22 protein-coding genes and 1 riboswitch are annotated in these 23805 nt (G+C 64.8%); of the genes, 14 read left to right on the top strand and 8 right to left on the bottom strand.

Annotated features, from left to right (window positions below):
• Positions 1 to 3 precede the first annotated feature (3 nt).
• Positions 4 to 1617 (bottom strand): nitric oxide reductase transcriptional regulator NorR, encoded by a 1614-nt coding sequence (norR, locus tag WA983_RS04205; protein ID WP_424250945.1) that lies wholly within the window; start codon positions 1615 to 1617, stop codon positions 4 to 6.
• Between the two features lie 195 nt (positions 1618 to 1812).
• Here norR and WA983_RS04200 point away from each other — a divergent pair, with 195 nt between their 5' ends.
• Entirely contained in the window at positions 1813 to 4089 is a 2277-nt protein-coding gene (locus WA983_RS04200; RefSeq protein WP_424311639.1) for a nitric-oxide reductase large subunit, read from the top strand.
• Positions 4090 to 4204: 115 nt separating this feature from the next.
• Here the strand turns inward: WA983_RS04200 and WA983_RS04195 are convergent, their stop codons facing one another.
• The gene (locus WA983_RS04195) at positions 4205 to 5470 is read right to left on the bottom strand and encodes a purine-cytosine permease family protein (RefSeq protein WP_424311638.1); all 1266 of its coding nucleotides are present in this window, start codon (positions 5468 to 5470) and stop codon (positions 4205 to 4207) included.
• A gap of 53 nt (positions 5471 to 5523) precedes the next feature.
• Positions 5524 to 5616: riboswitch (TPP riboswitch) on the bottom strand.
• 106 nt (positions 5617 to 5722) lie between these two features.
• Entirely contained in the window at positions 5723 to 6136 is a 414-nt protein-coding gene (panD, locus tag WA983_RS04190; RefSeq protein WP_424249012.1) for an aspartate 1-decarboxylase, read from the bottom strand.
• Positions 6137 to 6331: 195 nt separating this feature from the next.
• On the opposite strand from panD, the gene WA983_RS04185 reads away from it, so the two are divergent.
• Positions 6332 to 7951, top strand: a complete 1620-nt coding sequence (locus tag WA983_RS04185; protein ID WP_424311637.1) for a SulP family inorganic anion transporter — start codon at positions 6332 to 6334, stop codon at positions 7949 to 7951.
• An 80-nt stretch (positions 7952 to 8031) separates the two neighbouring features.
• On the opposite strand, the gene WA983_RS04180 is transcribed toward WA983_RS04185, so the two are convergent.
• From WA983_RS04180 to WA983_RS04160, 5 genes are all read right to left on the bottom strand, one after another.
• Complete coding sequence (locus WA983_RS04180; RefSeq protein WP_424251994.1) at positions 8032 to 8211, bottom strand: ribbon-helix-helix protein, CopG family; 180 nt, start codon at positions 8209 to 8211, stop codon at positions 8032 to 8034.
• An 11-nt stretch (positions 8212 to 8222) separates the two neighbouring features.
• The gene (locus tag WA983_RS04175) at positions 8223 to 8984 is read right to left on the bottom strand and encodes a lipoyl protein ligase domain-containing protein (protein WP_424251990.1); all 762 of its coding nucleotides are present in this window, start codon (positions 8982 to 8984) and stop codon (positions 8223 to 8225) included.
• Between the two features lie 10 nt (positions 8985 to 8994).
• Positions 8995 to 9465 (bottom strand): TM2 domain-containing protein, encoded by a 471-nt coding sequence (locus WA983_RS04170; protein ID WP_424251988.1) that lies wholly within the window; start codon positions 9463 to 9465, stop codon positions 8995 to 8997.
• A gap of 155 nt (positions 9466 to 9620) precedes the next feature.
• The gene (gene glpK / locus WA983_RS04165) at positions 9621 to 11114 is read right to left on the bottom strand and encodes a glycerol kinase GlpK (RefSeq protein WP_424251986.1); all 1494 of its coding nucleotides are present in this window, start codon (positions 11112 to 11114) and stop codon (positions 9621 to 9623) included.
• Positions 11115 to 11135: 21 nt separating this feature from the next.
• Entirely contained in the window at positions 11136 to 11900 is a 765-nt protein-coding gene (locus WA983_RS04160) for a DeoR/GlpR family DNA-binding transcription regulator (protein WP_424251984.1), read from the bottom strand.
• A gap of 132 nt (positions 11901 to 12032) precedes the next feature.
• Here WA983_RS04160 and WA983_RS04155 point away from each other — a divergent pair, with 132 nt between their 5' ends.
• From WA983_RS04155 to WA983_RS04100, 12 genes are all read left to right on the top strand, one after another.
• A complete protein-coding gene (locus tag WA983_RS04155; protein ID WP_424311636.1) occupies positions 12033 to 13106 on the top strand; it encodes an ABC transporter ATP-binding protein in 1074 nt (357 codons plus the stop codon).
• A 1-nt stretch (position 13107) separates the two neighbouring features.
• A complete protein-coding gene (locus WA983_RS04150; protein WP_424249594.1) occupies positions 13108 to 14187 on the top strand; it encodes an ABC transporter ATP-binding protein in 1080 nt (359 codons plus the stop codon).
• Complete coding sequence (locus WA983_RS04145; RefSeq protein WP_424249596.1) at positions 14184 to 15077, top strand: carbohydrate ABC transporter permease; 894 nt, start codon at positions 14184 to 14186, stop codon at positions 15075 to 15077. The genes WA983_RS04150 and WA983_RS04145 overlap by 4 nt, the downstream gene beginning before the upstream one ends.
• Positions 15070 to 15888, top strand: coding sequence for a carbohydrate ABC transporter permease (locus WA983_RS04140; protein WP_424249598.1), 819 nt, complete (start codon positions 15070 to 15072; stop codon positions 15886 to 15888). The genes WA983_RS04145 and WA983_RS04140 overlap by 8 nt, the downstream gene beginning before the upstream one ends.
• Positions 15889 to 15926: 38 nt before the next feature.
• Positions 15927 to 16235: a DUF2160 domain-containing protein gene (locus WA983_RS04135; protein WP_424249600.1), complete on the top strand. Its 309-nt coding sequence runs from the start codon at positions 15927 to 15929 to the stop codon at positions 16233 to 16235.
• 91 nt (positions 16236 to 16326) lie between these two features.
• On the top strand, positions 16327 to 18060 hold the full coding sequence (locus WA983_RS04130; protein ID WP_424249602.1) for an ABC transporter substrate-binding protein: 1734 nt from the start codon (positions 16327 to 16329) through the stop codon (positions 18058 to 18060).
• 14 nt (positions 18061 to 18074) lie between these two features.
• Positions 18075 to 19682: an FAD-dependent oxidoreductase gene (locus WA983_RS04125; protein ID WP_424249603.1), complete on the top strand. Its 1608-nt coding sequence runs from the start codon at positions 18075 to 18077 to the stop codon at positions 19680 to 19682.
• Positions 19683 to 20090: 408 nt separating this feature from the next.
• The gene (flhD, locus tag WA983_RS04120) at positions 20091 to 20411 is read left to right on the top strand and encodes a flagellar transcriptional regulator FlhD (protein ID WP_424249605.1); all 321 of its coding nucleotides are present in this window, start codon (positions 20091 to 20093) and stop codon (positions 20409 to 20411) included.
• A 5-nt stretch (positions 20412 to 20416) separates the two neighbouring features.
• Positions 20417 to 20980, top strand: coding sequence for a flagellar transcriptional regulator FlhC (gene flhC, locus WA983_RS04115; protein WP_424249607.1), 564 nt, complete (start codon positions 20417 to 20419; stop codon positions 20978 to 20980).
• A gap of 107 nt (positions 20981 to 21087) precedes the next feature.
• Positions 21088 to 21960, top strand: coding sequence for a flagellar motor stator protein MotA (gene motA, locus WA983_RS04110; RefSeq protein ID WP_424249609.1), 873 nt, complete (start codon positions 21088 to 21090; stop codon positions 21958 to 21960).
• Between the two features lie 17 nt (positions 21961 to 21977).
• Positions 21978 to 23090: a flagellar motor protein MotB gene (motB, locus tag WA983_RS04105; RefSeq protein WP_424311635.1), complete on the top strand. Its 1113-nt coding sequence runs from the start codon at positions 21978 to 21980 to the stop codon at positions 23088 to 23090.
• Between the two features lie 9 nt (positions 23091 to 23099).
• Positions 23100 to 23805: Hpt domain-containing protein (locus tag WA983_RS04100; RefSeq protein WP_424311634.1), on the top strand; the 706-nt coding region annotated here is incomplete at its 3' end.

Below are 23805 nucleotides of genomic sequence, written 5' to 3'. Positions count from 1 at the left end.
TGCTCAGGACAGGGTGCCGGATTCGTGCTTCATCCCCAGGCGGCGGGCGAGCTTGTGCAGGTTGCTGGGGTCCAGCCCCAACGTGCGTGCGGCCTGGGCCCAGTTGCCGTGATGGGCGGCCAGAGCCTCGCCGATGGCCTGTCGCTGACAGGCATCGACACTGTCGCGCAACGGCGGGATTTCGTCGGCAGGCCGGGATTCGGCGGGTGGATCCGGCTCGCTTCCCGCTGTTGCCGTGCTTGCGCGAGAGGCGGTCGATGCGTGGGCGGCGGTGGGGGCCTCTGCCGGGGTTTCAGGTTGGCCGATGTCCAGATCCAGCAGTTCCGGGCCAATGGTCAGCACCTGGTCGCGCGAGGCGCCGCGGCTGAGCATCTTCAGCGCGGCCCGGCTGATCACGTGTTCCAGTTCGCGCACGTTGCCGGGCCAGGGATACTGGCGCAGCGCGCGTTCAGCCTCGTAGGACAGACGCACGCCGCGCAGCCCGAGGCGTGCGCGGCTGAATTCCAGGAAATGGCCGGCCAGGATCAGGACGTCGCGGTCGCGCTCGCGCAGCGGCGGGATCGGGATGGGGTAGACCGAAAGGCGGTGGTACAGGTCGGTACGAAACAGCCCCGCCTGGGTGTTGGCCTTCAGGTCGCGGTTGGTGGCGGCAATGATGCGCACGTCGGTCTTGATGACCTGGTCCGTACCCAGCCGCTGGATTTCGCCGTTCTGAAGCACGCGCAGCAGCTTGGCCTGCAGGCTGAGCGGCAGTTCGCCGACCTCGTCCAGGAACAGGGTACCGCCCTGGGCGGCCTCGAAGCGTCCGGGGCGGTCGGACGTTGCCCCCGAGAAGGCGCCCTTCACGTGGCCGAACAGTTCGCTTTCGGCCAGGGATTCGGGCAATGCCGCGCAGTTCACCTGGATCATGGCGTGCTGGCTGCGGCGCGAATGGCGGTGCAGGCGCCGGGCGAACAGATCCTTGCCCACACCCGTCTCGCCCAGCAGCAGGATCGGCAGGTCGGAATCGGCCACCAGATCCAGTTCGTGCAGCAGCGACTGGATGGCCTCGCTGCGCCCCAGAATCTCGGTGGCTTCGCCGATGCGTTCCAGCCCTTGCTGGGTGCTGCCCAACTGGCGCAACTGGCGGTTTTCCCGCTCCAGATCGGTGACCCGTATGGCGGCCTGCAGAATCAGGCCGAGCCGCTGCAACTGCTCTTTCGCCGCCTTGTCGAAGGTGCCGGTCGCCAGCGCGTCCAGCGTGATGATGCCCCAGGGGTGGTCCTGCCGGTACAGCGCCAGGCCCATGCAATCGTGCACCGGCAGCGGCGAGCCCTTGCGATCGTCCAGCAGGCCGTCGTAGGGATCGGGCAGCACGCTCTGGGGGTCGAACCAGGTCGGCTCCCGGCGCGCCAGGATGGTGGCGAAGCGCGGATGCTGGGCGACGATGAAGCGTCGCCCCAGGGCTTCGTGAGCCAGGCCGGAGGCGGCGACCAGGTGCAGTGTGTCGGCGGCGTCCAGTACCAGCAGCCCGACCGCGTCGCAGTCAAAGGCCTGACGGATGGTCGTGGTGGCGCGCTGCAGGCGCACCCCGTCAGGCAGGTCGGCGGCCAGATCGTCGAGTAGCGTCGTTTCCATAGGGTTATTTATACCATTCAAAGGTATTTTTTACCCTGTTAATAAGGGTAAAAAATACCGCTTTTGATCTGCATCAGTAGTTTCCCTAGGTGATGGAGTTGGCATGCTTATTGCTACATAAGAAAGTGAAGCAAAACACGTGGCGTCATCCGGCGCCGTATCCAGAACATCTCGCGGCTGCAGAAGGAGCGCAGAATGGGTGAGTACAAGAAGTTATGGTGGACGCTGATCGGCGTTCTGATAGTGGCATTCGGCATCCTGGGATGGATGGGCAAAGAGGTCTACAAGCAGGCGCCCCCCATCCCGGCTCAGGTGGTGACGGCCGACGGCAAGGTCGTGATGACCGAAACTCAGATTCTGGACGGTCAGAGTGCCTGGCAGACGGCCGGCGGGATGACGGTCGGCTCGATCTGGGGGCACGGCGCCTATCAGGCGCCGGACTGGACCGCCGACTGGCTGCACCGTGAACTGTCCGCCTGGCTGGATCTGGCCGCGCAGGAAAAGTCCGGGGTGAACTTCGCCCAGTTGGATGGCGATACTCAGGCCGCGCTGCAGCGTCGTCTCAAGGAAGAATACCGCAAGAACACCTATGACGCCGCCACGGGTGCCGTCACGGTGTCCGACCGGCGCGCCCGGGCCATCGCGGAGACGGCGACCTATTACGACAAGCTGTTCGGCGACGATCCCGCCCTGCGCGGTTCGCGCAAGAGCTTCGCCATGAAGGAAGGTACGCTGCCTTCGCCGGAAGCCCGTGCCCGCCTGGCGAACTTCTTCTTCTGGACAGCCTGGTCCGCCTCGACCAACCGACCGGACATGGAGTCCAGCTACACCAACAACTGGCCGCATGAGCCGCTGATCGACAACGTGCCGACGGCGGAAAACATCATCTGGTCAATCATGAGCGTGATCATCCTGGTCGCGGGCGTGGGCCTGCTGGTCTGGGCCTGGGCCTTCATGCGCAAGGAACACGACGACGGCCCCGCGCCGGCGCGCGATCCGCTGCTGCAGATCCCGCTGACTGCCTCGCAGCGCGGTCTGGGCAAGTATCTGTTCCTGGTCGTGGCCTTGTTCGTGGCGCAGATCTTCATCGGCGGCTTCACCGCACACTACACCGTCGAAGGCCAGACCTTCTATGGCATCAACGTGTCCGAATGGCTGCCGTATTCCCTGGTGCGCACCTGGCACATCCAGGCGGCCCTGTTCTGGATCGCCACCGGCTTCCTGGCCGCCGGCCTGTTCCTGGTGCCGATCCTCAACGGCGGCAAGGATCCCAAGTTCCAGAAGCTCGGCGTGGACATCCTGTTCTGGGCGCTGGTCCTGGTAGTCGTGGGTTCGTTCACCGGAAACTTCGCCGCCCTCGCTCACCTGATCCCGGCCGAATGGAGCTTCTGGCTCGGCCACCAGGGCTATGAGTACGTCGAACTCGGCCGCCTGTGGCAGATCGGCAAGTTCCTGGGCATCGTGTTCTGGCTGTTCCTGATGCTGCGCGGTATCGTGCCGGCGCTCAAGCAAAAGGGCGACAAGAACCTGCTGGCCTTGTTCAGCGCCTCGGTGATCTGCATCGGCCTGTTCTACGGCGCCGGTCTGGCCTACGGTGAAAAGACCCACCTCTCCGTCATGGAATACTGGCGCTGGTGGGTGGTCCACCTGTGGGTCGAAGGCTTCTTCGAAGTGTTCGCCACCACGGCCCTGGCTTTCATCTTCTCGACCATGGGTCTGGTGTCCAAGCGCGGCGCCACGACCGCCAGCCTGGCCGCGGCCATCCTGTTCATGCTGGGCGGTACGCCGGGCACGCTGCACCACCTGTACTTCTCGGGCACCACCACGCCGATCATGGCCATCGCCGCCTCGTTCAGCGCCCTGGAAGTCGTGCCGCTGGTCGTGCTGGGCTATGAAGCCTGGGAGAACTGGCGCCTGAAGGCACGCGCCCCGTGGATGGAAAGCCTGCGCTGGCCGCTGATGTTCTTCGTTGCCGTGGCCTTCTGGAACATGATGGGCGCCGGGGTGTTCGGCTTCATGGTCAACCCGCCGATCGCGCTCTACTACATCCAGGGCCAGAACACCACGGCGGTACACGCGCACGCGGCCCTGTTCGGTGTGTACGGCTTCCTGGCCCTGGGCTTCACCCTGTTCGTGCTGCGTTACCTGCGTCCCAATATGCAGTTCAATGAAAGTCTGATGAAGACGGCGTTCTGGGGCATGAACCTGGGCCTGGTGATGATGATCGCCCTGAGCCTGCTGCCGATCGGCCTGATGCAGTTCCACGCCAGCTACAGCGTGGGCACCTGGTGGGCTCGCGGCGAGACCTTCATGCAGCAGGAAATCCTGCAGACCCTGCGCTGGACGCGTACCTTCGGCGACGTGGTGTTCATCGTCGGCGGTCTGGGCGTGATGTGGCAGGTCGTGACCGCGCTGCTGGATCGCAAGGCTGCGCCCGCCATCGATGTCGGCCTGGCCGCGCAGCGCACCTAAACCGTTTCATCTTGCAAAGGAGGCCCGCCTCGAAAGAGGTGGGCCTTTTCGATTTCAGGCGATACGCTCAGCCTGCCGAGGCGGCTCGAAAGCCGCTCCCGGCCGCCCGGGAGGCTCAGACCGCTTGCGCGGCCCGCGTGCCGGCCCGCGCACTGAGCGCGCCCAGCGCGCAGGTCAGCAACAGGGTCGGCAGGGCGCTGCCGTATTGCGGCGCCCAATGCGCCAGGGCGTGGTAGACCGCGATGCCCAGCACCCAGATCAGCGCCGGGGCGGCGTGCAGCGCGCGTGGCGCTTCGCTCAGACGGGCAGGCTGCATCCCCAGGCGTCCCAGGATGGTGCCGAACAGCGGCACGAAGACCGAACTGAGCGTCAGCAGGAAGGGCTCCAGCGTATGCATGGGCAGCACCATCGCCAGGCCGATCGAGACTGCGGCCAGAATCGTGCCCCAGGTCTTCAGGTTTGCGCCCTGCCACAGGCTGTGGGCGGACACGGAACCTGAATACAGGTCGCCGTAGGTGTTGTCCAGTTCGTCGATCAGGATCAGACCCAGGGCCACCAGACCGCCTTGCGCCAGCAGCAGGGCGGCCACCATGTCGAGTTCCGGGCCGGTGACGGTGATCACCAGCACGCCCAGCGCGTAGCACCAGATGTTGGCGATCGCATAGCCCAGCCAGGTGCCGCCCAGCGCGCCCCGACCGCTGCGGCCATGCCGGGCGTAGTCCGCGACCAGCGGCAGCCAGGACACCGGCATGGCGATCACCAGGTCCAGCGCCTGAAAGGCGTTCATGCTGCCGTCGCCGGCCCGCTGCCACAGGGTCTGCAGCCCGTCGGCGTCCAGCTTGAGGGCGAACTGGACCGTCAGCCAGATCAGCGACAGGATCACCAGGGGCAGGCCGATGCGGCTGACGATGCGCCGCACCAGGGTGATCATGGAGCCGCGCAGCAGCGCCAGAACGACCAGCCCCCAGAACAGGGTAGGCAACACCAGGCCGATGTCCAGACCCAGAGCCTGGCGGGCGATGGCGACCGTGCCGTCGCGCATCACGACCAGTTCGAAGGTCGCCCAGCCCAGCAATTGCACGATGTTCAGCAGCACGGGCAGCCGGGCGAAGCGTTGGCCGTAGACGGCGTGGATCAGACCGGCGCTGGACAGGCCGCTGTCGCAGCCCAGGCGGGCCACCCAGGCCAGCAGGCCGGCCCCCAGGATCGAGCCCGCAACCACGGCAATCAGGGCGTCGCGCGTGCCCAGCGCTGGGACCAGGTAGGCGCCGACCTGCATCACCAGCAGGCCCACGCCCAGGCTGAACCACAGGGCGGCATGATCGTGCCAGCCGAACACGCGTTCGGGGGCGGAGGAGGCGGGGGAGGTGGGTGTCTGCATGGCGTGCCGGTCGGAGAGAGGCAGGAGGCAGACGCGGACGGCGGACGAGCAGCCGCCGTTGCGAGCTGCTTTCCTGCGCGAGGATGATCTCAATCAGGTTCGAAGGGACTGTCTCAGCCGCTGTGGCGGCACCCCTAGCGAAGCTCGGTCAATGGTGTATCGGGTCCGATTGTAGGATCGGCCCGGCCGGGGAGCAAGTTGCAATAACGGCGAGGCGGACCAACGACGTGATCCGGCCGAACGGGGTACGGATCAGTCGAAGTGCACGATCTCGAAGCTCAGCCGGCCCTGCGCGTCGCGACCGACGGAATAGCCCAGGTGTTCGTGCACGCTGTTGTCGGGGTGAAAGGTCAGTACCACCGGCTTGATGTGTTCCAGTTCGGATTCCTGGATGTATTCTGAGTTGGCGATGATGACTTCGTCACCACGCTGGCAGGTGCGCGCTGCGGCGCCGTTCAGGATGCAGCAGCGCGAGCCGCGTTCGCCGTAGATCACATAGGTGCTGATGCGGGCACCGGAATTCTTGTTCCAGATGTCCACGAATTCCATGGGCAGGATGCCGGCGGCTTCGCAGTGGTCGGGGTCCAGGGTGATGGAGCCGTGGTAGTCCAGGTCGGCTCCGGTGACGCGGATGCCATGCAGTTTGGCGCGGACGATTTTTCTCACTTGAAATCCGGAAAGGAAAATTGAGCAGCCGGCATTTTAGCGCGTTGCACTGCAGCATCAGTCCGATTTCCGAAGTCTCCCCCGGATATGTGTGTCTCATTATAATGAGATGATCATTGATTTACCGGATGAGGGCGTGCTCCGCAAGGGCGGTTCGCGTGCCGCATTCGAGCACGAGGACCATCGGACACGCGTATGTTTGCTGCACGGGAAGCCTGGAAAGCGGGGCTGTGGGCCCCCCGGCATTGGGCGGGCAATATCGTCGCCGGAGTGATCGTCGGGGTGGTCGCCTTGCCGCTGGCCATGGCCTTCGCGATCGCCTCCGGGGTCAAACCGGAGCAGGGCCTGTACACCGCCATCGTCGCGGGAGTCGTGGTGTCCCTGTTCGGCGGCAGCCGGACGCAGATCGCCGGCCCCACGGGCGCCTTCATCGTCATCTTGTCGGGCATCGTCGCCGAACACGGGGTCGCGGGCCTGCAGTTGGCCACCTTGATGGCGGGCCTGATGCTGTGTGCCTTCGGTCTGGCCCGCCTGGGCGGCGTGATCCGCTACATCCCCTTGCCGGTGATACTGGGTTTTACGGCCGGTATCGGCATCATCATCTGGGTCGGGCAGTGGCAGGCTTTTTTCGGCCTGCCGGCGGTGCCAGGGCAGTTCTTCCATGAAAAACTCTGGTTCCTGCTGCGCAATCTGCCGAAGCTGGATTGGGTGACGACCGCGTTCGGCTTCGGGTCGCTGGCGCTGGTGCTGCTGCCTCGGCGGGTGCCCGCCTTGCGGCGGATCCCCGGCCCGCTGCTGGCTCTGGTCGCGGCGACGATGCTGCAGGGGCTGTGCCAGTTCCCGCAACTGGCCACCATCGGCAGCACCTTCGGTGAATTGCCGCGTGGCTTGCCGATGCCGCATTGGCCCGACAGCGGGCTGGATCGGATCGTGCCGCTGATCGGTCCGGCGTTCACCATTGCCTTGCTGGGTGCCATCGAATCCCTGTTGTCGGCCGTGGTCGCCGACAATATGGCCGGGACGCGGCACGACTCGAACGCCGAACTGTTCGGCCAGGGCCTGGCCAATGTGATCAGTCCTCTGTTTGGCGGGATCGCGGCCACGGGCGCCATCGCCCGGACCGCCACCAGCATCCGCAGCGGCGGCACTGCGCCGCTGGCCGGCGTGGTGCATGCCCTGGTGCTGGTCCTGGTGCTGCTGGTGTTTGCGCCCCTGGCACGCAATATCCCCCTGGCCACTCTGGCCGCAATCCTGTTCGTCGTCGCCTGGAACATGAGTGAGGCGCATCGGGTGCTGCGCCTGATCCGGCACGCGCCGCGCGCTGACGCCGTCATTTTGGGTCTGACCCTGCTGCTGACGGTCTTCGCCGATCTGGTCGTGGCGGTCAACATCGGCATCGTGCTGTCGGTCCTGCATTTTCTGCGCCGCATGGCCGCCAGTGTCGACGTGGTGCCGGTGGCGATCCCGGACGCGGTACCCGGCGGGGACACGTCACGTGTGCGCGCGCTGCGGGTCCGGGGGCCGTTGTTCTTTGCGGCGGTCGAGTCTTTGCGGGCCGCGTTCCGGGACGAACCCGTGGACGTGTTGATTCTGTGTCTGGATCAGTCGCCGTTTGCCGATGCCACGTCGCTGCAGGTGCTGGATGATGAGATCTCAGCCGCGCAGGCACGCGGAGTGCGCGTGATCCTGTGCGGCGCCGATGCCCGGATTCGCGCCAAGCTGAACCGCATGGGGACCTTGTCCCGCCTGGGCGGGGGGGATTTCCAGCCCGACTTGGCGGCGGCGTTGGGTGCGGCGGGAAGGACGCCCGCCTGAGCGCCAGCCGGGCCGTCAATCAGGGCGCGACGTCGGTCCGCCAGGACGGGCGGTGCTTGAGTCCGTGTTCGAGCGAGGGTTCAGGACCGGGTGCGCGGCTTGCTGGGCGTCCAGGCGACGTCGTGCCGAGCCAGGTATTCCCGGATCAGTTGCCGCACCACTTGTGATGGCGTCAGGTCCTGGGTGGCGCAGAGCTGTTCGAAGGCTTTTTTCTTGTTCGGGTCGATCAGCACCGTCAGGCGGGCGGTCTTGTTTTCCAGCGGGGGCGGGCTCATGGTTCGGGTCTCGGTCGGGCCGGCGTCGTGGCCGGCAGCGGCGGTCGGGTCCGCAGGGTTTCGTGCAATCGGGCTTCCAGGGCGACCGGAAAACCCGGGCGTCTGGCTGGCGGCAGCAGGCGGTCCAGCGTCTCGGTCCGGTCAGCGTCGTAGCGGCGGGCCGAACCTAACGCGGCTTCCAGCGCATTGGCGCGCGCTGTCAGTTCCACAGGGTCGCCTTGCACCAGGATCAGGGCGTGGACGAGCCCCACGTGACGGTCGGGTGCGTGACCGGGAATACGCCGCCAGAGCTGTGCCGTGCCGGCGATTTTGCGCGTCGGGGACGGGACGGCCAGATTGTACCTGCCATCACAGAACGAACCTTCGACCGCCTGCGCCCGGGTTTCGATGCCGAAGGTGGTCAGCGTGTCGCTGATCAATGTGCACAGGTGTTGGTAGAGGGCCTCGGAGTGATCCAGGGGGCGGCCAGCGAAGGCCTGCGCCAGGCTCAGGTTCAGGATGCCGGGCCCCTGAGGCACCACGCCGCCTCCCGATTGGCGCACGTGGATGGGACAGCCCCGGGCGGCGAAGTCGGCCTGGGCCGCCGCGAATCCCGGACGGGCCGCGTAGGTGCGTGGCACCACCAGCCCGAAGGACGTGGTCCACAGGCAGGCAACCGGCTCCCGAACGGCCGGGGACAGCAGGATCTCGTCGGCCAGCGGCCCGGCTGCGGGGGCGACGTCCAGCAGGCGGTAGACGGCGGAAAACGGGTCCGGCATGGCCTGGGGCCTAAGAAAGCTGGGTCGCCGCGAAGGTGTCCTCGTCCATGAACAGATAGCGGATCGCGTCGATCAGACCCAGCACGACGGCCAGAGGCATGAAGATCCAGCAGAGGATCAGCAGGCCCAGGCCCCAGCCGACCTGGCCCAGATAGAAACGGTGCGCGCCCAGCCAGCCCAGAAACAGGGCCAGCACGATGGCGATCTTGCGCTGGCTGGCCGGGCGGCCCAGAGTCTCGCCGCGCGAACGCAGAATCCACAGGCTGGCAGGGACGGTCAGGGCCAGGGCCAGCAGGACTTTGCCGGTGTGAGCGCGCAGGTAGTCCGCCGCGGCGTAGTACAAGTCGCCGAAATTGCGGATCAGCACGCCCGTCAGGGACGAAATCCAGGCAAAGACTTCGCCGAAGACGGTTTCCCCGAAGCTCAGGGCGAGCAGGATGACGAGGAAGATCGCCACGATCAGGATCAGTTTCTTCAGCATGGATGTCCTGTGTTTGTGAGACTCGCGCAGATGCCAGGTGTCGGCCCGGCGGGGCGGCCGGCCAGTCTTATTCTATCCGGGATGGACAAGGTCGCGGGCGCTAGGCGGCGGATCACAGCGGCGCCATGATCGGCCCACGGCCGGTCTGCAGTCGATCAGCGCGCACAGGCCTGGCGGATCGCATGGTCCCATTCGGCCAGGCGCCCGGCTGCTTCGTCGCGCGGCATGGCCGGCTCGAAGCGCCGTTCGACGCGCCACAGGGATTCCAATTCCTGCAGATCGGCGTAGACGCCCGCGTGCAGGCCGGCCAGAAAGGCCGCTCCCAGCGCCGTGGTTTCCACCATGGTGGGGCGCAGCACGGGGATGCCCAGCAGATCCGCCTGGAACTGCATCAGCAGGTCGTTGACGCAGGCGCCGCCGTCCACGCGCAGTTCGTGCAGCGGCGCCGCGCCGGCTGCCTGGGCATCGCGGCTCATGGCGTGCAGCAGGGCGGCGCTCTGGTAGGCGATGCTCTCCAGGGCGGCCCGGGCGATGTGGGCCATGGTGGTGCCGCGCGTCAGACCGGTGATGGTGCCGCGTGCTTCGGGGTCCCACCAGGGCGCACCCAGGCCGGTAAAGGCGGGGACGAACATCACCCCGCCCGAGTCCGGCACGCTGCGGGCCAGCTCTTCGATGTCGCCGCTGCGCACGAAGGCGCGCAGGCCGTCGCGCAGCCACTGGACCACGGCGCCGCCTACGAACACACTGCCTTCCAGGGCGTAGGCGGGCCGGGTATCGGGCTGTGCCGCGCTGGTCGTCACCAGGCCGTTACCGGACATCTGGAAACGCTCGCCCGTGTGCATCAGCATGAAGCAGCCCGTGCCGTACGTGTTTTTGGCCATGCCGGGACGGAAGCACGCCTGGCCGAACAGGGCGCTCTGCTGGTCGCCGGCCACGCCGCAGATCGGCACGGCGCAGCCCAGGATGTCCGGGGCGGTGACGCCGAAATCGGCCGAGGAGGGCAGGATGTCCGGCATCATGCGCGCCGGCACGTCCAGTCGGTCCAGCAGTTCCGGGGCCCAGGTGTTGGTGTGCACGTCCATCAACATGGTGCGTGCCGCGTTGCTGACGTCGGTCAGGTGATGCCGGCCGCCGGTCAGTTTCCAGATCAGCCAGCTGTCGATGGTGCCGAACAGCAGTTCGCCCGCCTGTGCGCGGGCGCGTGCACCGGGCACGTGATCCAGGATCCACTTCAGTTTGGTGGCGGAAAAATAGGCGTCGATCCGCAATCCGGTGCGTTGCAGGATCTCGGGTTCCAGGCCCTGTGCGCGCAATTCGGCGCAGGTCGGTTCGGCCCGGCGGTCCTGCCAGACGATGGCGTGGTGGATGGGTTCCCCCGTGTGGCGATCCCAGACCACGGTGGTCTCGCGCTGGTTGGTGATGCCGATGGCGCGGATGTCGCGCGCGGCGATGCCCGCCCGGTGCAGGGCCTCACCGATCGTGTCGCGCTGCGTCTGCCAGATTTCCAGCGGATCGTGTTCGACCCAGCCGGGCTGGGGATAGTGCTGGCTGAATTCTCGTTGCGCCAGGCCCACGATGCGGCCCTGACGGTCAAAGACGATGCTGCGGGTGCTGGAGGTGCCCTGGTCCAGGGCGAGCAGGTAAGTCATGGCAGGTGATCCTAAGGCCTGTCAAGGAGCGATGACGCAGTCCACGCCGGCGGCCTTGAGCAGGTCGGGGAAGGGCTCCGGGGGGTGGGCGTTGGTGAACAGGCGGTCAATCTGGGACAGTTCCCCCAGCCGGACCATGGCCGGCCGGTGGAACTTGCTGATGTCGGCGGCCATCCAGACCTCCCGGGCGGACTGCATGATGGCCTGGGACACCTTGACCTCGCGGAAGTCGTAGTCGCGCAGCGTGCCATCGGCCTCGATGCCGGAAATGCCCATCAGGGCGATGTCGGCACGAAACTGGCGGATGAATTCCACCGTGGCTTCTCCGACGATACCCAGATCGCGGGGGCGCACGCTGCCGCCGGCCAGAATGACTTCGCAACCAGGCTGCCGGCCCAGGGTATAGGCCACGTTGACGTTGTTGGTGATGATGCGCAATCCCGTATGGTTGGACAGGGCGCGTGCGATGGCTTCCGTGGTGGTGCCGATATTGATCAGCAGCGAACAGTCGTTGGGGATTTCGCGGGCGATGGCCTGGGCGATGCGTTCCTTTTCGCTGGCATGCAACTGGGCGCGCTGGCGGTAGGCAATGTTCTCGATGGTCGAATTGGGCAGCCGGACCCCGCCGTGAAAGCGGACCAGCAGGTTCGCCTCGGCCAGGCGCTGGACGTCGCGGCGGACCGTCTGGACCGTGACGTCCAGATCGCCGGCCAGGGTTTCCAGGCTGCAGGAACCCGAACCCTGCAGGCGGTTGAGCAGCTTGATCTGACGGGGATTGGGATGCATGGAAGCAGTTTTCATCATGACCGGCACACTGTACAGCGAAAGGAAAAGAAAAAATCCTAGGGTTTATATGAACAGAAAAAAGAGTAAAAACGAACAATAATTCACAGAAAGGAACTTATGGAGTCTAGGTCCATGCAACTCAAGCTGGCACGCGTCGGCAAGAAAGTCGGCGCCGAAACTTGGCTGCACCCCCTGGATCTGGCGCCGCGCGAATCCGCGGTCACGGTCCTGCTGGGGGTGACCCGCGCGGGCAAGACCAGTCTGATGCGTTTGATGGCCGGTCTGGATGCGCCCACCACGGGCCGTATCCTGGTCGACGACACCGACGTCACCGGCCTGCCGGTGCGCCATCGCAACGTCGCCATGGTGTATCAGCAGTTCATCAATTACCCCTCCATGACGGTCGCCGCCAATATCGCCTCGCCGTTGCGGCTGCGCGGCCAGACCGATTGCATGCCCCGGGTGCGCGAAATTGCGCGTGCCCTGCACATCGACGAATTCCTGGATCGCCTGCCGGCCGAATTGTCCGGCGGCCAGCAACAGCGCGTCGCCCTGGCGCGCGCCCTGGCCAAGGACGCCCCCCTGATGCTGCTGGACGAACCCCTCGTCAATCTGGACTACAAGCTGCGCGAGGAACTGCGCGAGGAACTGGGCGCCCTGTTCGAGCAGGGCCGCTCCACCGTCATCTACGCCACCACCGAACCGGGCGAGGCGCTGCTGCTCGGGGGCTATACGGCTGTGCTGGATCAGGGTGAACTGCTGCAATACGGTCCCACCCTGGACGTGTTCCGGCGGCCCGCGTCGATCCGGGTGGCGCGCGCCTTCAGCGATCCCCCCATGAATTTCCTGGCGGCGCGCGCCGACCGCGCGGCGGTCAGCCTGCGTGCATTGACCGACGTGAACCTGCCGGCCGGCCGGGACGTGCCCGATGGCGACGTGACCGTGGGCCTGCGCGCGGCCGACCTGTCGCTGACCGACCAGGGCGGCGACTGCCGGATTCCAGGGCGGGTCCAGTTGGCCGAAATTTCCGGCTCCGCCACCTACGTTCACGCCGACACGCCCGTCGGCAATCTGGTGGCTCAGGTACCGGGCGTCCAGCACCATGGTCTGGGCGACGCCGTCACCCTGCATTTCTCCAGTCGCCGGGTCTATGTGTTCGGGCCGGACGAATCTCTGCTGCGGGCGCCTCAGGCGCAGGAGGCCTGAGATGGCGCGCATCGAACTGCAACTGGCGCACAGCTACGCGCGCACCGTCCATTCCGACGCGGACTACGCGCTGCTGCCGCTGGACATCACCTTCGAGGACGGCGGGGCTTACGCCTTGCTGGGGCCCTCAGGCTGCGGCAAGACCACCATGCTCAACATCATCTCGGGCCTGGTCGCGCCTTCGCATGGCACCATCCGTTTCGACGGTGTGGACTGCACCCGCGCGACGCCCCAGGAACGCAACATCGCTCAGGTGTTCCAGTTTCCCGTTATTTACGACACCATGACGGTGGGCGAAAACCTGGCGTTTCCCCTGCGCAACCGCAAAGTGCCGGCCGACCAGATCCGCGAACGCGTTGGGCGGATCGCTGAAATGCTCGACCTGTCTTCCCAGCTCGATCAGCGCGCGGCCAATCTGGCGGCCGACGCCAAGCAAAAAATTTCCCTGGGACGCGGACTGGTGCGTCCGGACGTGTCGGCGGTGCTGTTCGACGAACCGCTGACGGTGATCGATCCCCACCTGAAATGGGAACTGCGCCGCAAGCTCAAGCAGATCCACCACGAACTGGGCCTGACGCTGATCTACGTGACCCATGATCAGGTCGAGGCCATGACCTTTGCCGATCAGGTCCTGGTGATGGCGCGCGGTCGTGTGGTGCAGCAAGGCACCCCGGCCGACTTGTTCGAGCGCCCGCGCCACACCTTCGTCGGGCACTTCATCGGTTCGCCCGGCATGAATCTGCTGTCGGTCGAGGCGCGTGCGGACGGTGCGCTCTGGCTGGGTGAGCAGTGCCTCGGTCGCCCGGAAGCGGTGGCGTTGCAGGCCGGACCGCTGACCCTGGGCATCCGGCCCGAATATCTGCGTCTGGTGTCCGGCAATGACGCGGACGCCGTGCCGGCCACAGTGACCCAGGTGCGCCATGTGGGCACCAGCCAGTTGCTCGGCGCCCGGATCGGCGACCAGGAGGTCAAACTCCATCTGCCGGCCGAGGCCACGCCGCCCGCCGTCGGCGCGGTCGTGCATCTGGCCCTGGTCGGCCTCCACACCTGCTATTACCGCAACGAGGAACTGGTGCTATGAGTGCCACCATCAAGCCCGTCAATCAGAAAGCCTGGTGGCTGATCCTGCCGGTGATCCTGTGCGTGGCGTTTTCCGCCATCATCCCGCTGATGACCGTGGTCAATTACTCGGTCCAGGACATCATCTCGCCGGACAACGCGGTGTTCGTCGGCACCGAGTGGTTCACGGCCATCATGCGCGACGAAGACCTGCATGCCGCGCTGTGGCGGCAGTTGCTGTTCTCCGGCGCGGTGCTGGTCATTGAAATCCCCCTGGGCGTGATGCTGGCCCTGTCCATGCCGGCGCGTAGCTGGCGGGCCTCGGCCGTGCTGGTGATCGTGTCCCTGTCGCTGCTGATTCCCTGGAACGTGGTGGGCACCATCTGGCAGATCTTCGGCCGCACCGACATCGGCCTGTTCGGCTGGACGCTGAGCCGCCTGGGGCTGGACTACAGCTACGTCGGCAACCCCGTCCACGCCTGGCTGACCGTGCTGCTGATGGATGTCTGGCACTGGACGCCGCTGGTGGCGCTGCTGGCCTACGCCGGCCTGCAGTCCATCCCCGAGGCCTACTACCAGGCCGCCAGCATCGACGGTGCCAGCAAATGGGCCGTGTTCCGCTACATCCAGCTCCCCAAGATGCGCGGCGTGCTGATGATTGCCGTGCTGCTGCGTTTCATGGACAGCTTCATGATCTACACCGAACCGTTCGTGCTCACGGGCGGCGGGCCGGGCAATTCCACGACCTTTCTCAGCCAGTACCTGACGCAGAAGGCCATCGGCCAGTTCGACATGGGGCCTGCAGCGGCTTTTTCCCTGATCTATTTCCTGATCATCCTGATGTTCTGTTTCGTGCTGTACAACTGGATGCTGCGCGTCGGCACCCGGGATGCGGAGGCCGCCCATGACTGACCGTTCGTTCCTGCCGCGCAAGCGCACCGTCTTTCTGATCCTGTATCTGGTGTTTGCCTTGCTCCCCATCTACTGGATGGTGGTCATGAGCTTCAAGACCAATCAGGGCATCCTGGCCGAGTTCTCCCTGTTCCCCCGCGAATTCACGCTGGACAACTACCGCCTGATTCTGACCGATCCGTCCTGGTACATGGGCTACGTCAACAGCCTGATCTACGTCTGCCTGAACATGATCATGGCGATCGCCGTCGCCCTGCCGGCGGCGTATGCGTTTTCGCGCTATTCCTTTCTGGGCGACAAACACGTGTTCTTCTGGCTGCTGACCAACCGCATGACGCCGCCCGCCGTGTTCCTGCTGCCATTCTTTCAGCTCTACACCACGCTGGGGCTGATGGACACGCACTGGGCCGTGGCGCTGGCGCACCTGCTGTTCAACGTACCGCTGGCGGTCTGGATTCTGGAAGGTTTCATGAGCGGCATCCCGCGTGAGATCGACGAGACTGCCTATATCGACGGCTACAGCTTTCCGCGCTTCTTCCTGACGATTTTCCTGCCGCTGATCAAGTCGGGGGTGGGGGTGGCGGCCTTCTTCTGCTTCATGTTCAGTTGGGTGGAACTGTTGCTGGCGCGCACGCTGACCAGTGTGAACGCCAAACCCATCGTCGCCATCATGACCCGGACGGTCTCGGCTTCGGGCATGGACTGGGCCACCCTGGCCGCCGCCGGCACGCTCACCATCGTGCCGGGCGCCATCGTCATCTGGTTCGTGCGCCACTACATCGCAAAGGGCTTTGCGATGGGGCGGGTCTGAACGGACCGCAGGAATCTCAGGAATATCAGGAATACGTCATGTTCAACTGGATGGTCTGGACCACTCCCACCGCTGTGTTCTTCATCTGCATCGTGCTGATGCTGGCGTGCATGACCGTCTGGGAAATCCGTTCGCCCACCGTGCTGCGCAAGGGCTTTCTGCCCATGGCGACCACGCGCGGTGACCGCTTGTTCATCGGCCTGCTGGTGGCTGCCTACCTCAATCTGGCCTTTCTCGGGCTGGGCGAGACCTTCATGGACTGGTTCTCTCTGGACGAGGAACCCTCGGTCTGGATCAGCTTCGTCCTGTCCATGGGGGTGCTGGCGTTCATCATGCGCAAAGCCTGACCCATCCGATCTTCGCGCATTTCCGGCACCGGCCTCTTTCCCCGGGCAGCGCCGGCAGACAGGGCAGGGGAGTCCACAAGAGGAGAACACGATGAAATTCCGCCATACCGCCTTGGCGCTGGCCGTCGCTTGCGCCCTGGGGAGCCAGGCCGCCTGGGCCGGCACCGCCGAGGCCCAGAAGTGGGTCGACAATGAATTCCAGCCCTCCACGCTGAGCAAGGATCAGCAGATGGCTGAAATGCAGTGGTTCATCGATGCCGCCGCCAAGCTCAAGGCCCAGGGCGTCAATGAAATCAGCGTGGTCTCCGAGACCATCACCACCCACGAATACGAATCCAAGGTCCTGGCCAAGGCCTTCACGGAAATCACCGGGATCAAGGTCACCCACGACCTGATCCAGGAAGGCGACGTGGTCGAGAAGCTGCAGACCTCCATGCTCTCGGGCAAGTCCATTTACGACGGCTGGATCTCCGATTCCGACCTGATCGGGATGCACTACCGTTACGGCGAAGTCCTGTCGCTCACCGATTACATGACAGGCGACGGCAAGGCCTACACCAATCCGGGTCTGGACCTGAAGGACTTCATCGGCACGTCCTTCACCACGGCGCCGGACGGCAAGATGTATCAACTGCCCGACCAGCAGTTCGCCAATCTGTACTGGTTCCGCTACGACCTGTTCAATCGGCCCGACCTGAAGGAAAAATTCAAGGCCAAGTACGGCTACGAGCTGGGCGTGCCGGTCACCTGGACCGCCTACGAGGACATCGCCAAGTTCTTCTCCGAAGACATCAAGACCCTGGACGGCAAGCCCATCTACGGGCACATGGATTACGGCAAGAAGGACCCGTCCCTGGGCTGGCGCTTCACCGACGCCTGGCTGTCGATGGCGGGTTCGGCCGACAAGGGCACCCCCAATGGCATGCCGGTGGACGAATGGGGCATCCGGGTGGCGGACGACAAGTGCACGCCGGTGGGCGCGTCCGTGTCGCGCGGGGGGGCGACCAACTCGCCGGCGGCCGTCTACGCACTGACCAAGTACATCGACTGGATGAAGCAGTACGCGCCCAAGACGGCGTTGGGCATGACCTTCTCCGAATCCGGTCCCGTGCCGGCCCAGGGCGAGATCGCCCAGCAGATCTTCTGGTATACCGCCTTTACGGCGGATATGACCAAACAGGGCCTGCCGGTGGTCAACGAGGACGGTACGCCCAAGTGGCGCATGGCGCCTGCGCCGCACGGTCCCTACTGGAAGGACGGCATGCAAAACGGCTACCAGGACGTGGGTTCGTGGACTTTCTTCAAGAACCATGACGCGAACAAGGTTGCCGCCGCCTGGCTGTACGCCCAGTTCGTCACTGCCAAGACGACCTCGCTGAAGAAATCCATCGAGGGCCTGACCTTCATCCGCGACAGCGACATCCACAGCGACTACTTCACCAAGAACGCCAATAAGTACGGTGGCCTGATCGAGTTCTACCGCAGCCCGGCGCGCGTGGCCTGGACCCCGACCGGCACCAATGTGCCGGATTATCCGAAGCTCGCGCAGTTGTGGTGGCGCAGTGTGTCCCAGGCGATCGCCGGGGAAAAAACGCCGCAGCAGGCCATGGACAATCTGGCCAGTGAAATGGACAAGGTCATGGCTCGCCTGGAACGCGCCGGTATGAAGCGCTGCGCGCCCAAGCTCAATGAAAAGAGCGATCCGGCCAAGTGGCTCAGCGACGAGCACGCCCCGTGGAAGAAGCTGGCCAACGAGAATCCGAAGCCGGAAACCGTGTCCTACGATTCTCTGCTGCAGGCCTGGAAAGAAGGCCGCGTCCGTTGAGGGGGGTGTGAACGATGTCCCAGACCGCTGTGTTGCCGCCCGTCACAACCGATCGGAATCGATTGCTGCATGACCTCGAGGCTTTGTCCGAGGTCGATCTGATCGTCATTGGCGGTGGTGCCAGCGGCCTGGGGGTCGCCCTGGATGCCCGGCTGCGGGGCCTGTCGGTTCTGTTGCTGGAATCCGACGATTTTGCAGGCGGCACCTCCTCGCGCGCGACCAAGCTCGTGCACGGCGGGGTCCGCTATCTGGCTCAGGGCAACATCGGTCTGGTGCGTGAGGCCCTGCACGAACGTCGGGCGCTGCTGAACAACGCGCCGCACCTGGCCCAGCCCCTGGCCTTCGTCATGCCCGCCTACCGGCCCTGGGAGGTGCCGTTCTACGGTACCGGCCTGAAGATCTACGACGCCCTGGCCGGCTCCGCCAGCCTGGGCCGTACCGAATGGCTGAGCCGTGCCCGTACGGCGGACCAATTGCCGGGCCTCAGGACGACCGGCCTGTTCGGCGGCGTCAAATATTGGGATGGTCAGTTCGACGATGCCCGGCTGGCCCTGACGCTGGCCCGCACGGCGGCCGCCCAGGGCGCGCTGTTGCTGAATTACTGCCCCGTCATCAATGTGCTGCACGACAACGGCCGCGTCAGTGGCGTGCGCTGGCGCGATGCCCTGGGCGCTGCCGGGCGCGAGGGCACGGTCCGCGCCCGCTGCGTCATCAACGCCACCGGTGTCTGGGTCGATGACCTGCGCCGCCTGGACGACGCGGCCCGGGGGCAGGACACCATCCCCATGGTGGCACCCAGCCAAGGGGTCCACCTGGTGGTTGACCGATCCTTCATGCCGTCGTCCGAGGCTCTGCTGGTTCCGCGCACTCGCGACGGCCGTGTCCTGTTCGCCGTGCCCTGGCTGGGGCACCTGATCCTGGGGACCACCGACACGCCACGCGATGCCGTCGTGCGTGAACCACAGGCGCTGCCCGAGGAAATCGCCTTCATCCTGAATGAATCCGCCCACGTGCTGGCGCGCGCGCCCCGGGCCGAGGATGTGCTCAGCGTCTGGGTCGGACTGCGCCCTCTGGTGCGGCCCGTGCACGAGGACGAAGGAGAGACCAAGGCCATCAGCCGCGAACACACTGTCCGGGTCAGTCCATCCGGGCTGATCACTGTGACAGGAGGCAAGTGGACCACCTACCGCTCCATGGCCGAAGACGTGCTGCGTCATTGCCGGGATGCAGGGCTGGTGCCTGACCTGGCACCGTGCCGCACGGCCCGCTTTCCGCTGTTGGGGGCACCGCCGCCTGGTGCGCCCGCCACCCGTCTGACGGACCCGTCGGGCTTGCACGTCTATGGCACCGAGGCCGCCGACGTCCAGGCGCTGCCAGGGGCTGACCGGGAACTGGGCCTGGGCCTGACCGAGGCCATGGTCCGCCACGCGGCCCGCCGCGAATACGCCCGTACCGTCGAAGACGTATTGGCTCGACGCCACCGGATGTTGTTTTTGCATGCGGACCGGGCCATTCAGGCGGCGCCCGCCGTGGCCCGCATTCTGGCTGAGGAAATCGGGTCCGATGGCGACCCGGAGGCCTTTCTGGCGCTGGCCGGACAGTACCGCCACGTCCCAGCCTGATCCCTGTCCGGCGCGCATGCCGCGCCGGATCTCTGCGGGGTCGGCTCAATCAGGGCGTCTCTTTTTGTCACACTGACATCTGCATGTGCCGTTACACGGTGTCGTGTTTCGACAACACTTATCAGGGTAAGCCACTACTCATCCTTGGGTTTTTCCAGGTAATTTTTCATTTGCTATCAATATTTACTTTTGTTAAATGTAAAGTGACGTCAAATCTAGCGACAGTTACGGCTATACTCCTACCGTTCATGTCAAATCTGCATAAAAATGTATTTTTGATGTCTGGATTTAATTAATGTGACTGTCAATTTTGTGACAATTGATTCAGGTGCGGGTATTGCCATCGGCCTGAAGTGACGAAGTCTGCCTCCATTCGCGTAACCCGGCATTAGCCAAAAAAGGTATCCCATGTCCACTCTCGACTCCACGTTGTTGAATGACATCCGCGAGGTCAATCTGTCCTATCTGATGTTGGCCCAGCGCCTGCTGCGTGAAAATCTCGCCGCCGGCATGTTTCGACTGGGTTTTGACGCCGACGTCGCGGAAATCATTCTTAACCTGTCACCGGCCCAGATCGTCCGGTTGGCCGGCTCCAATTCCGTGCTGTGTGCCTTCCGGCTGAACGATGCCCAGTTGCTCAATTCCCTGACGCACGAGGTCCTGGGCGGCGTGCTGCAGCAAGCGCACTCCACCATTCTGATGGCCCGTCAGGAAGCCGTTTCAGCCTGAGCACCATGTCCATCAAGAGTGTTTCCGGGGAAGCCGACGACATCCTGCTCGCGACGGACATGATCCGTCTGGGCGCCCGCCTGCAGGTGCTGCAGGCCGAGACGTCCCTCAGCTACGACCGGCTGGCGCGCCTGTACCGTGAGGTCAAGGGCGCTTCGCCTCCCAAGGGCATGCTGCCGTTTTCGGTGGACTGGTTCATGACCTGGCTGCCGAATATTCATTCCAGCCTGTTCTACAACATCTACCGCTACATGGATGCCTTCACTCCGGCGAAGAAATCGCAGGCGTTGGTGGAGGCCTATCGTCTGTACCTGGAACAGTCCTCGGTAGGCCTGCAGCCCGGCGAGAGTCCCGGCGAGCCGGTCCTCAGCTTCACACGTGCCTGGATGCTGGTGCGTTTCTTCGAAAGCGGGCTGGTGCAACTGTCCGGTTGTCAGCAATGCCGGGGCCTGTTCGTTGCCCATGCACACGACCCCGAATCGGGGTTCGTCTGTGCCATCTGCAAGCCACCGCCCCGGGCGGGCAAGACCCGCGCGCGCCGCCGGTCGGTGGCGCGAATGCCGGCCTGATCGGGCAGACCCGGGGATTTGTGGACAAAAAGACCTGTTTAACCATGCTTTTGAACGCAGGAAAACAGGCGATGATGGCGGTATTCTGACTCTCGAGGCGTGCGCACGTGTTTATCATCCTGGGATACCTGATCGTCGGGGCGGGGGTCTTCGTCAGTTATATCGCCATGGGCGGCCACATGGGCGCCCTGTATCAGCCCTTCGAATTCACACTCATCGGTGGCGCGGCGCTGGGCGCGTACATCGCCTCCAGCAACGGGGCCTCGATCAAGCTGCTGCTCGAAGCCATTCCCAAGGCCCTCAAGCGCAGCCCCTACGGCAAGCCGCTCTATATGGAGCTGCTGGCGCTGCTGTACACCCTGTTGAACAAGGCGCGGCGCGACGGGCTGATGTCCATCGAATCCGACATCGAGGATCCCAAGGCCAGCGCCATCTTCGCCCAGTATCCTCAGGTCCAGAGAGACGCCAAACTGATGGAGTTCCTGACGGACTACCTGCGCATCATGATCAGCGGCAACATGAACTCCTTCGAGATCGAAACGCTGATGGACCAGGAAATCGAGGCCCTGCACAACGAACACCACACCCCGGTCAACGCCGTGCGCGCCGTGGCCGACGGCCTGCCCGCCTTCGGTATCGTGGCCGCCGTGCTGGGGGTGGTCAAGGCGCTGGCGGCCGTCGATCAGCCGCCGGCCGTCCTGGCCGACCTGATTTCCAAGGCCATGGTGGGCACCTTCCTGGGCATCCTGCTGTCCTACGGCTTCTGCACACCGTTCGCCTCGGCGGTCGAGCGCCAGTCGGTGGCTTCGATCAAAGTGCTCGAATGCATCAAGGTCACCCTGCTGGCCAGCATGAACGGTTACCCACCGCCTCTGGCCGTCGAGTTCGGCCGTAAAGTCCTGTTCTCGTCCGTCCGTCCCTCGTTCTCCGAACTCGAAGCCCACGTGCGACAGACGAAGAACCAGACGGCGGGCCGCTGATCGTAGGGGCAAGGGGCATGGCCAAGAACAATACCGGCCGCGTCGTCGTCCGCCGCAAGCGGGCCTACGGCGAATCCCATCACGGGGGCAGCTGGAAGATCGCCTACGCGGACTTCATGACCGCGATGATGGCGTTCTTCCTGGTGATGTGGTTGCTGCTGCTGGTGCCCAAGAAGGATCTCCAGTCCATCGCCGAATACTTCCGCATGCCGCTGATGACGGCGATCACGGGTGGCGAGAAAATGGACAACAGCAAGTCCAAGATTCCCGGCGGTGATCCCAGTGTGATTCCCAATCCGAATCCTTTGCCTCAGGCCAAGCCCCAGTTCGACAGCGACGGTGAAAGCGATTCGGAGCGGATGGAGGACCAGGCCGACCAGGAAAGCCTGGAAAACCTGAAACAGAAGCTCGACAACCTGATCGAGCACAACCCGATGCTGATGCAGTTCAGGCCTCAGTTGCTGCTGGACATGACGCCCGACGGCTTGCGGATCCAGATCCTGGACCAGCAGAATCGGCCGATGTTCACGACGGGCAGCGCGGTGGTGCAGACTTATATGCGCGACATCCTGCGGGAACTTGCCCCGCTGATCAGCCAGTTGCCGAATTCGATCACGATCTCCGGCCACACCGATGCCTTGCGCTACGCCTCGGGGGACCGCAATTACAGCAACTGGGAATTGTCGGCGGATCGTGCCAACGCCGCACGCCGCGAGCTGGTCGCGGGCGGTCTGGTTGAAAACAAGGTCAAACGCATTCTGGGGTTGGGCAATACCGTCGATCTGGTCAAGGACGATCCTTTGGCGGCCGTCAATCGCCGAATCAGTATCCTGATGCTCAATCGGCGTGCAGAAAGGCGCATCGACGAACAGAGCGCCTCGGGCCGGGATAGTGTCGAGCTGCGCGAACGTCTGGAACTATTGCGGCATCCCGTCCCTGAAAAGACCCCCGGGGTCGGCCCTGCGCCTGCAGATGGCGCCGTACCGCCCCCTGGCGCAGGTCCCGTTGTCGCACCGGCCGTTGCGCCGGCGGCTTCCGGGCCGGGTGCCGCGACCGTATCCCCCCCAGCGGGGCAATCCACAGGCACGCCGGGGATTTCCCCGTCCGGCGTATCCAGCAATCAAGGGTGAGGATGGATCATGAGTGCAGGCGTGGACCTGAGTGAGTTTTTCGACACGTTCTTCGACGAGGCCGACGAACTGCTGACCAATATGGAACAGCAGTTGCTGAACCTCGATCTGGAACAGCCGGACCCGGACGTGCTCAACGGCATCTTCCGGGCTGCGCACTCCATCAAGGGCGGGGCGGGTACCTTCGGCTGTTTCGAAGAACTGGCCAAGACCACCCACTTGCTGGAAAACCTTCTGGACCTGATCCGTCACGGGGAAATGCCCCTGCGTCAGGATATGATCGACCTCTTTCTGGAGACCAAGGACGTGTTGACCGATCAAGTCGCCGCCTACCGTAGCTCGGGAAAGCCCGATCAACAGGTCTACGAGCGTATCTGCGCCCAGTTGCGTCAGTTGGCCCTGGAGCAGCAGCAGGGTGGGGCGGCAGCGGCCGCCGCCGCCCCGGCGCCCGCTCCGGCAGCGCCTGCGCCGGCCCCGCAGGTTGCCGCCCCTTCGGGCGATCTGCCGGTCCGTGTCCGGATCAGCCGCATCCAGGACAAGGACGTCGAAGCCCTGGCCAATGAAATGGCTCTCATGGGCCAGATACTGCACCGTGACCAGAGTGGCGGCGACCTGACGCTGTGGCTGCAGACCACCACGTCAGCAGACGACCTCGAGGCCGTCTGCTGTTTCATCGTCAACGCCGATCAGGTGTCCGTCGCCCGCGAGGCCGTGC

Origin of the sequence: Castellaniella sp. (assembly GCF_049650445.1) — a bacterium.
Classification (GTDB): Bacteria; Pseudomonadota; Gammaproteobacteria; order Burkholderiales; family Burkholderiaceae_B; genus Castellaniella.
The sequence above is the reverse complement of the archived record's forward strand: the minus strand, read 5'-3'. Positions and strand labels throughout refer to the sequence as shown.

Bases quoted from the DNA above. Each gene is read 5' to 3' on its own strand.
- WA983_RS04140 (WP_424249598.1), top strand. From the start codon at position 15,070: ATGACTGACCGTTCGTTCCTGCCGCGCAAGCGCACCGTCTTTCTGATC.
- WA983_RS04195 (WP_424311638.1), bottom strand. From the start codon at position 5,470: ATGCAGACACCCACCTCCCCCGCCTCCTCCGCCCCCGAACGCGTGTTC.
- WA983_RS04130 (WP_424249602.1), top strand. From the start codon at position 16,327: ATGAAATTCCGCCATACCGCCTTGGCGCTGGCCGTCGCTTGCGCCCTG.
- WA983_RS04155 (WP_424311636.1), top strand. From the start codon at position 12,033: ATGCAACTCAAGCTGGCACGCGTCGGCAAGAAAGTCGGCGCCGAAACT.
- WA983_RS04200 (WP_424311639.1), top strand. From the start codon at position 1,813: ATGGGTGAGTACAAGAAGTTATGGTGGACGCTGATCGGCGTTCTGATA.
- flhC (WP_424249607.1), top strand. From the start codon at position 20,417: ATGTCCATCAAGAGTGTTTCCGGGGAAGCCGACGACATCCTGCTCGCG.
- WA983_RS04185 (WP_424311637.1), top strand. From the start codon at position 6,332: ATGTTTGCTGCACGGGAAGCCTGGAAAGCGGGGCTGTGGGCCCCCCGG.
- WA983_RS04125 (WP_424249603.1), top strand. From the start codon at position 18,075: ATGTCCCAGACCGCTGTGTTGCCGCCCGTCACAACCGATCGGAATCGA.
- WA983_RS04160 (WP_424251984.1), bottom strand. From the start codon at position 11,900: ATGCATCCCAATCCCCGTCAGATCAAGCTGCTCAACCGCCTGCAGGGT.
- flhD (WP_424249605.1), top strand. From the start codon at position 20,091: ATGTCCACTCTCGACTCCACGTTGTTGAATGACATCCGCGAGGTCAAT.
- WA983_RS04170 (WP_424251988.1), bottom strand. From the start codon at position 9,465: ATGCTGAAGAAACTGATCCTGATCGTGGCGATCTTCCTCGTCATCCTG.
- WA983_RS04135 (WP_424249600.1), top strand. From the start codon at position 15,927: ATGTTCAACTGGATGGTCTGGACCACTCCCACCGCTGTGTTCTTCATC.
- WA983_RS04145 (WP_424249596.1), top strand. From the start codon at position 14,184: ATGAGTGCCACCATCAAGCCCGTCAATCAGAAAGCCTGGTGGCTGATC.
- motB (WP_424311635.1), top strand. From the start codon at position 21,978: ATGGCCAAGAACAATACCGGCCGCGTCGTCGTCCGCCGCAAGCGGGCC.
- norR (WP_424250945.1), bottom strand. From the start codon at position 1,617: ATGGAAACGACGCTACTCGACGATCTGGCCGCCGACCTGCCTGACGGG.
- glpK (WP_424251986.1), bottom strand. From the start codon at position 11,114: ATGACTTACCTGCTCGCCCTGGACCAGGGCACCTCCAGCACCCGCAGC.
- WA983_RS04175 (WP_424251990.1), bottom strand. From the start codon at position 8,984: ATGCCGGACCCGTTTTCCGCCGTCTACCGCCTGCTGGACGTCGCCCCC.
- WA983_RS04150 (WP_424249594.1), top strand. From the start codon at position 13,108: ATGGCGCGCATCGAACTGCAACTGGCGCACAGCTACGCGCGCACCGTC.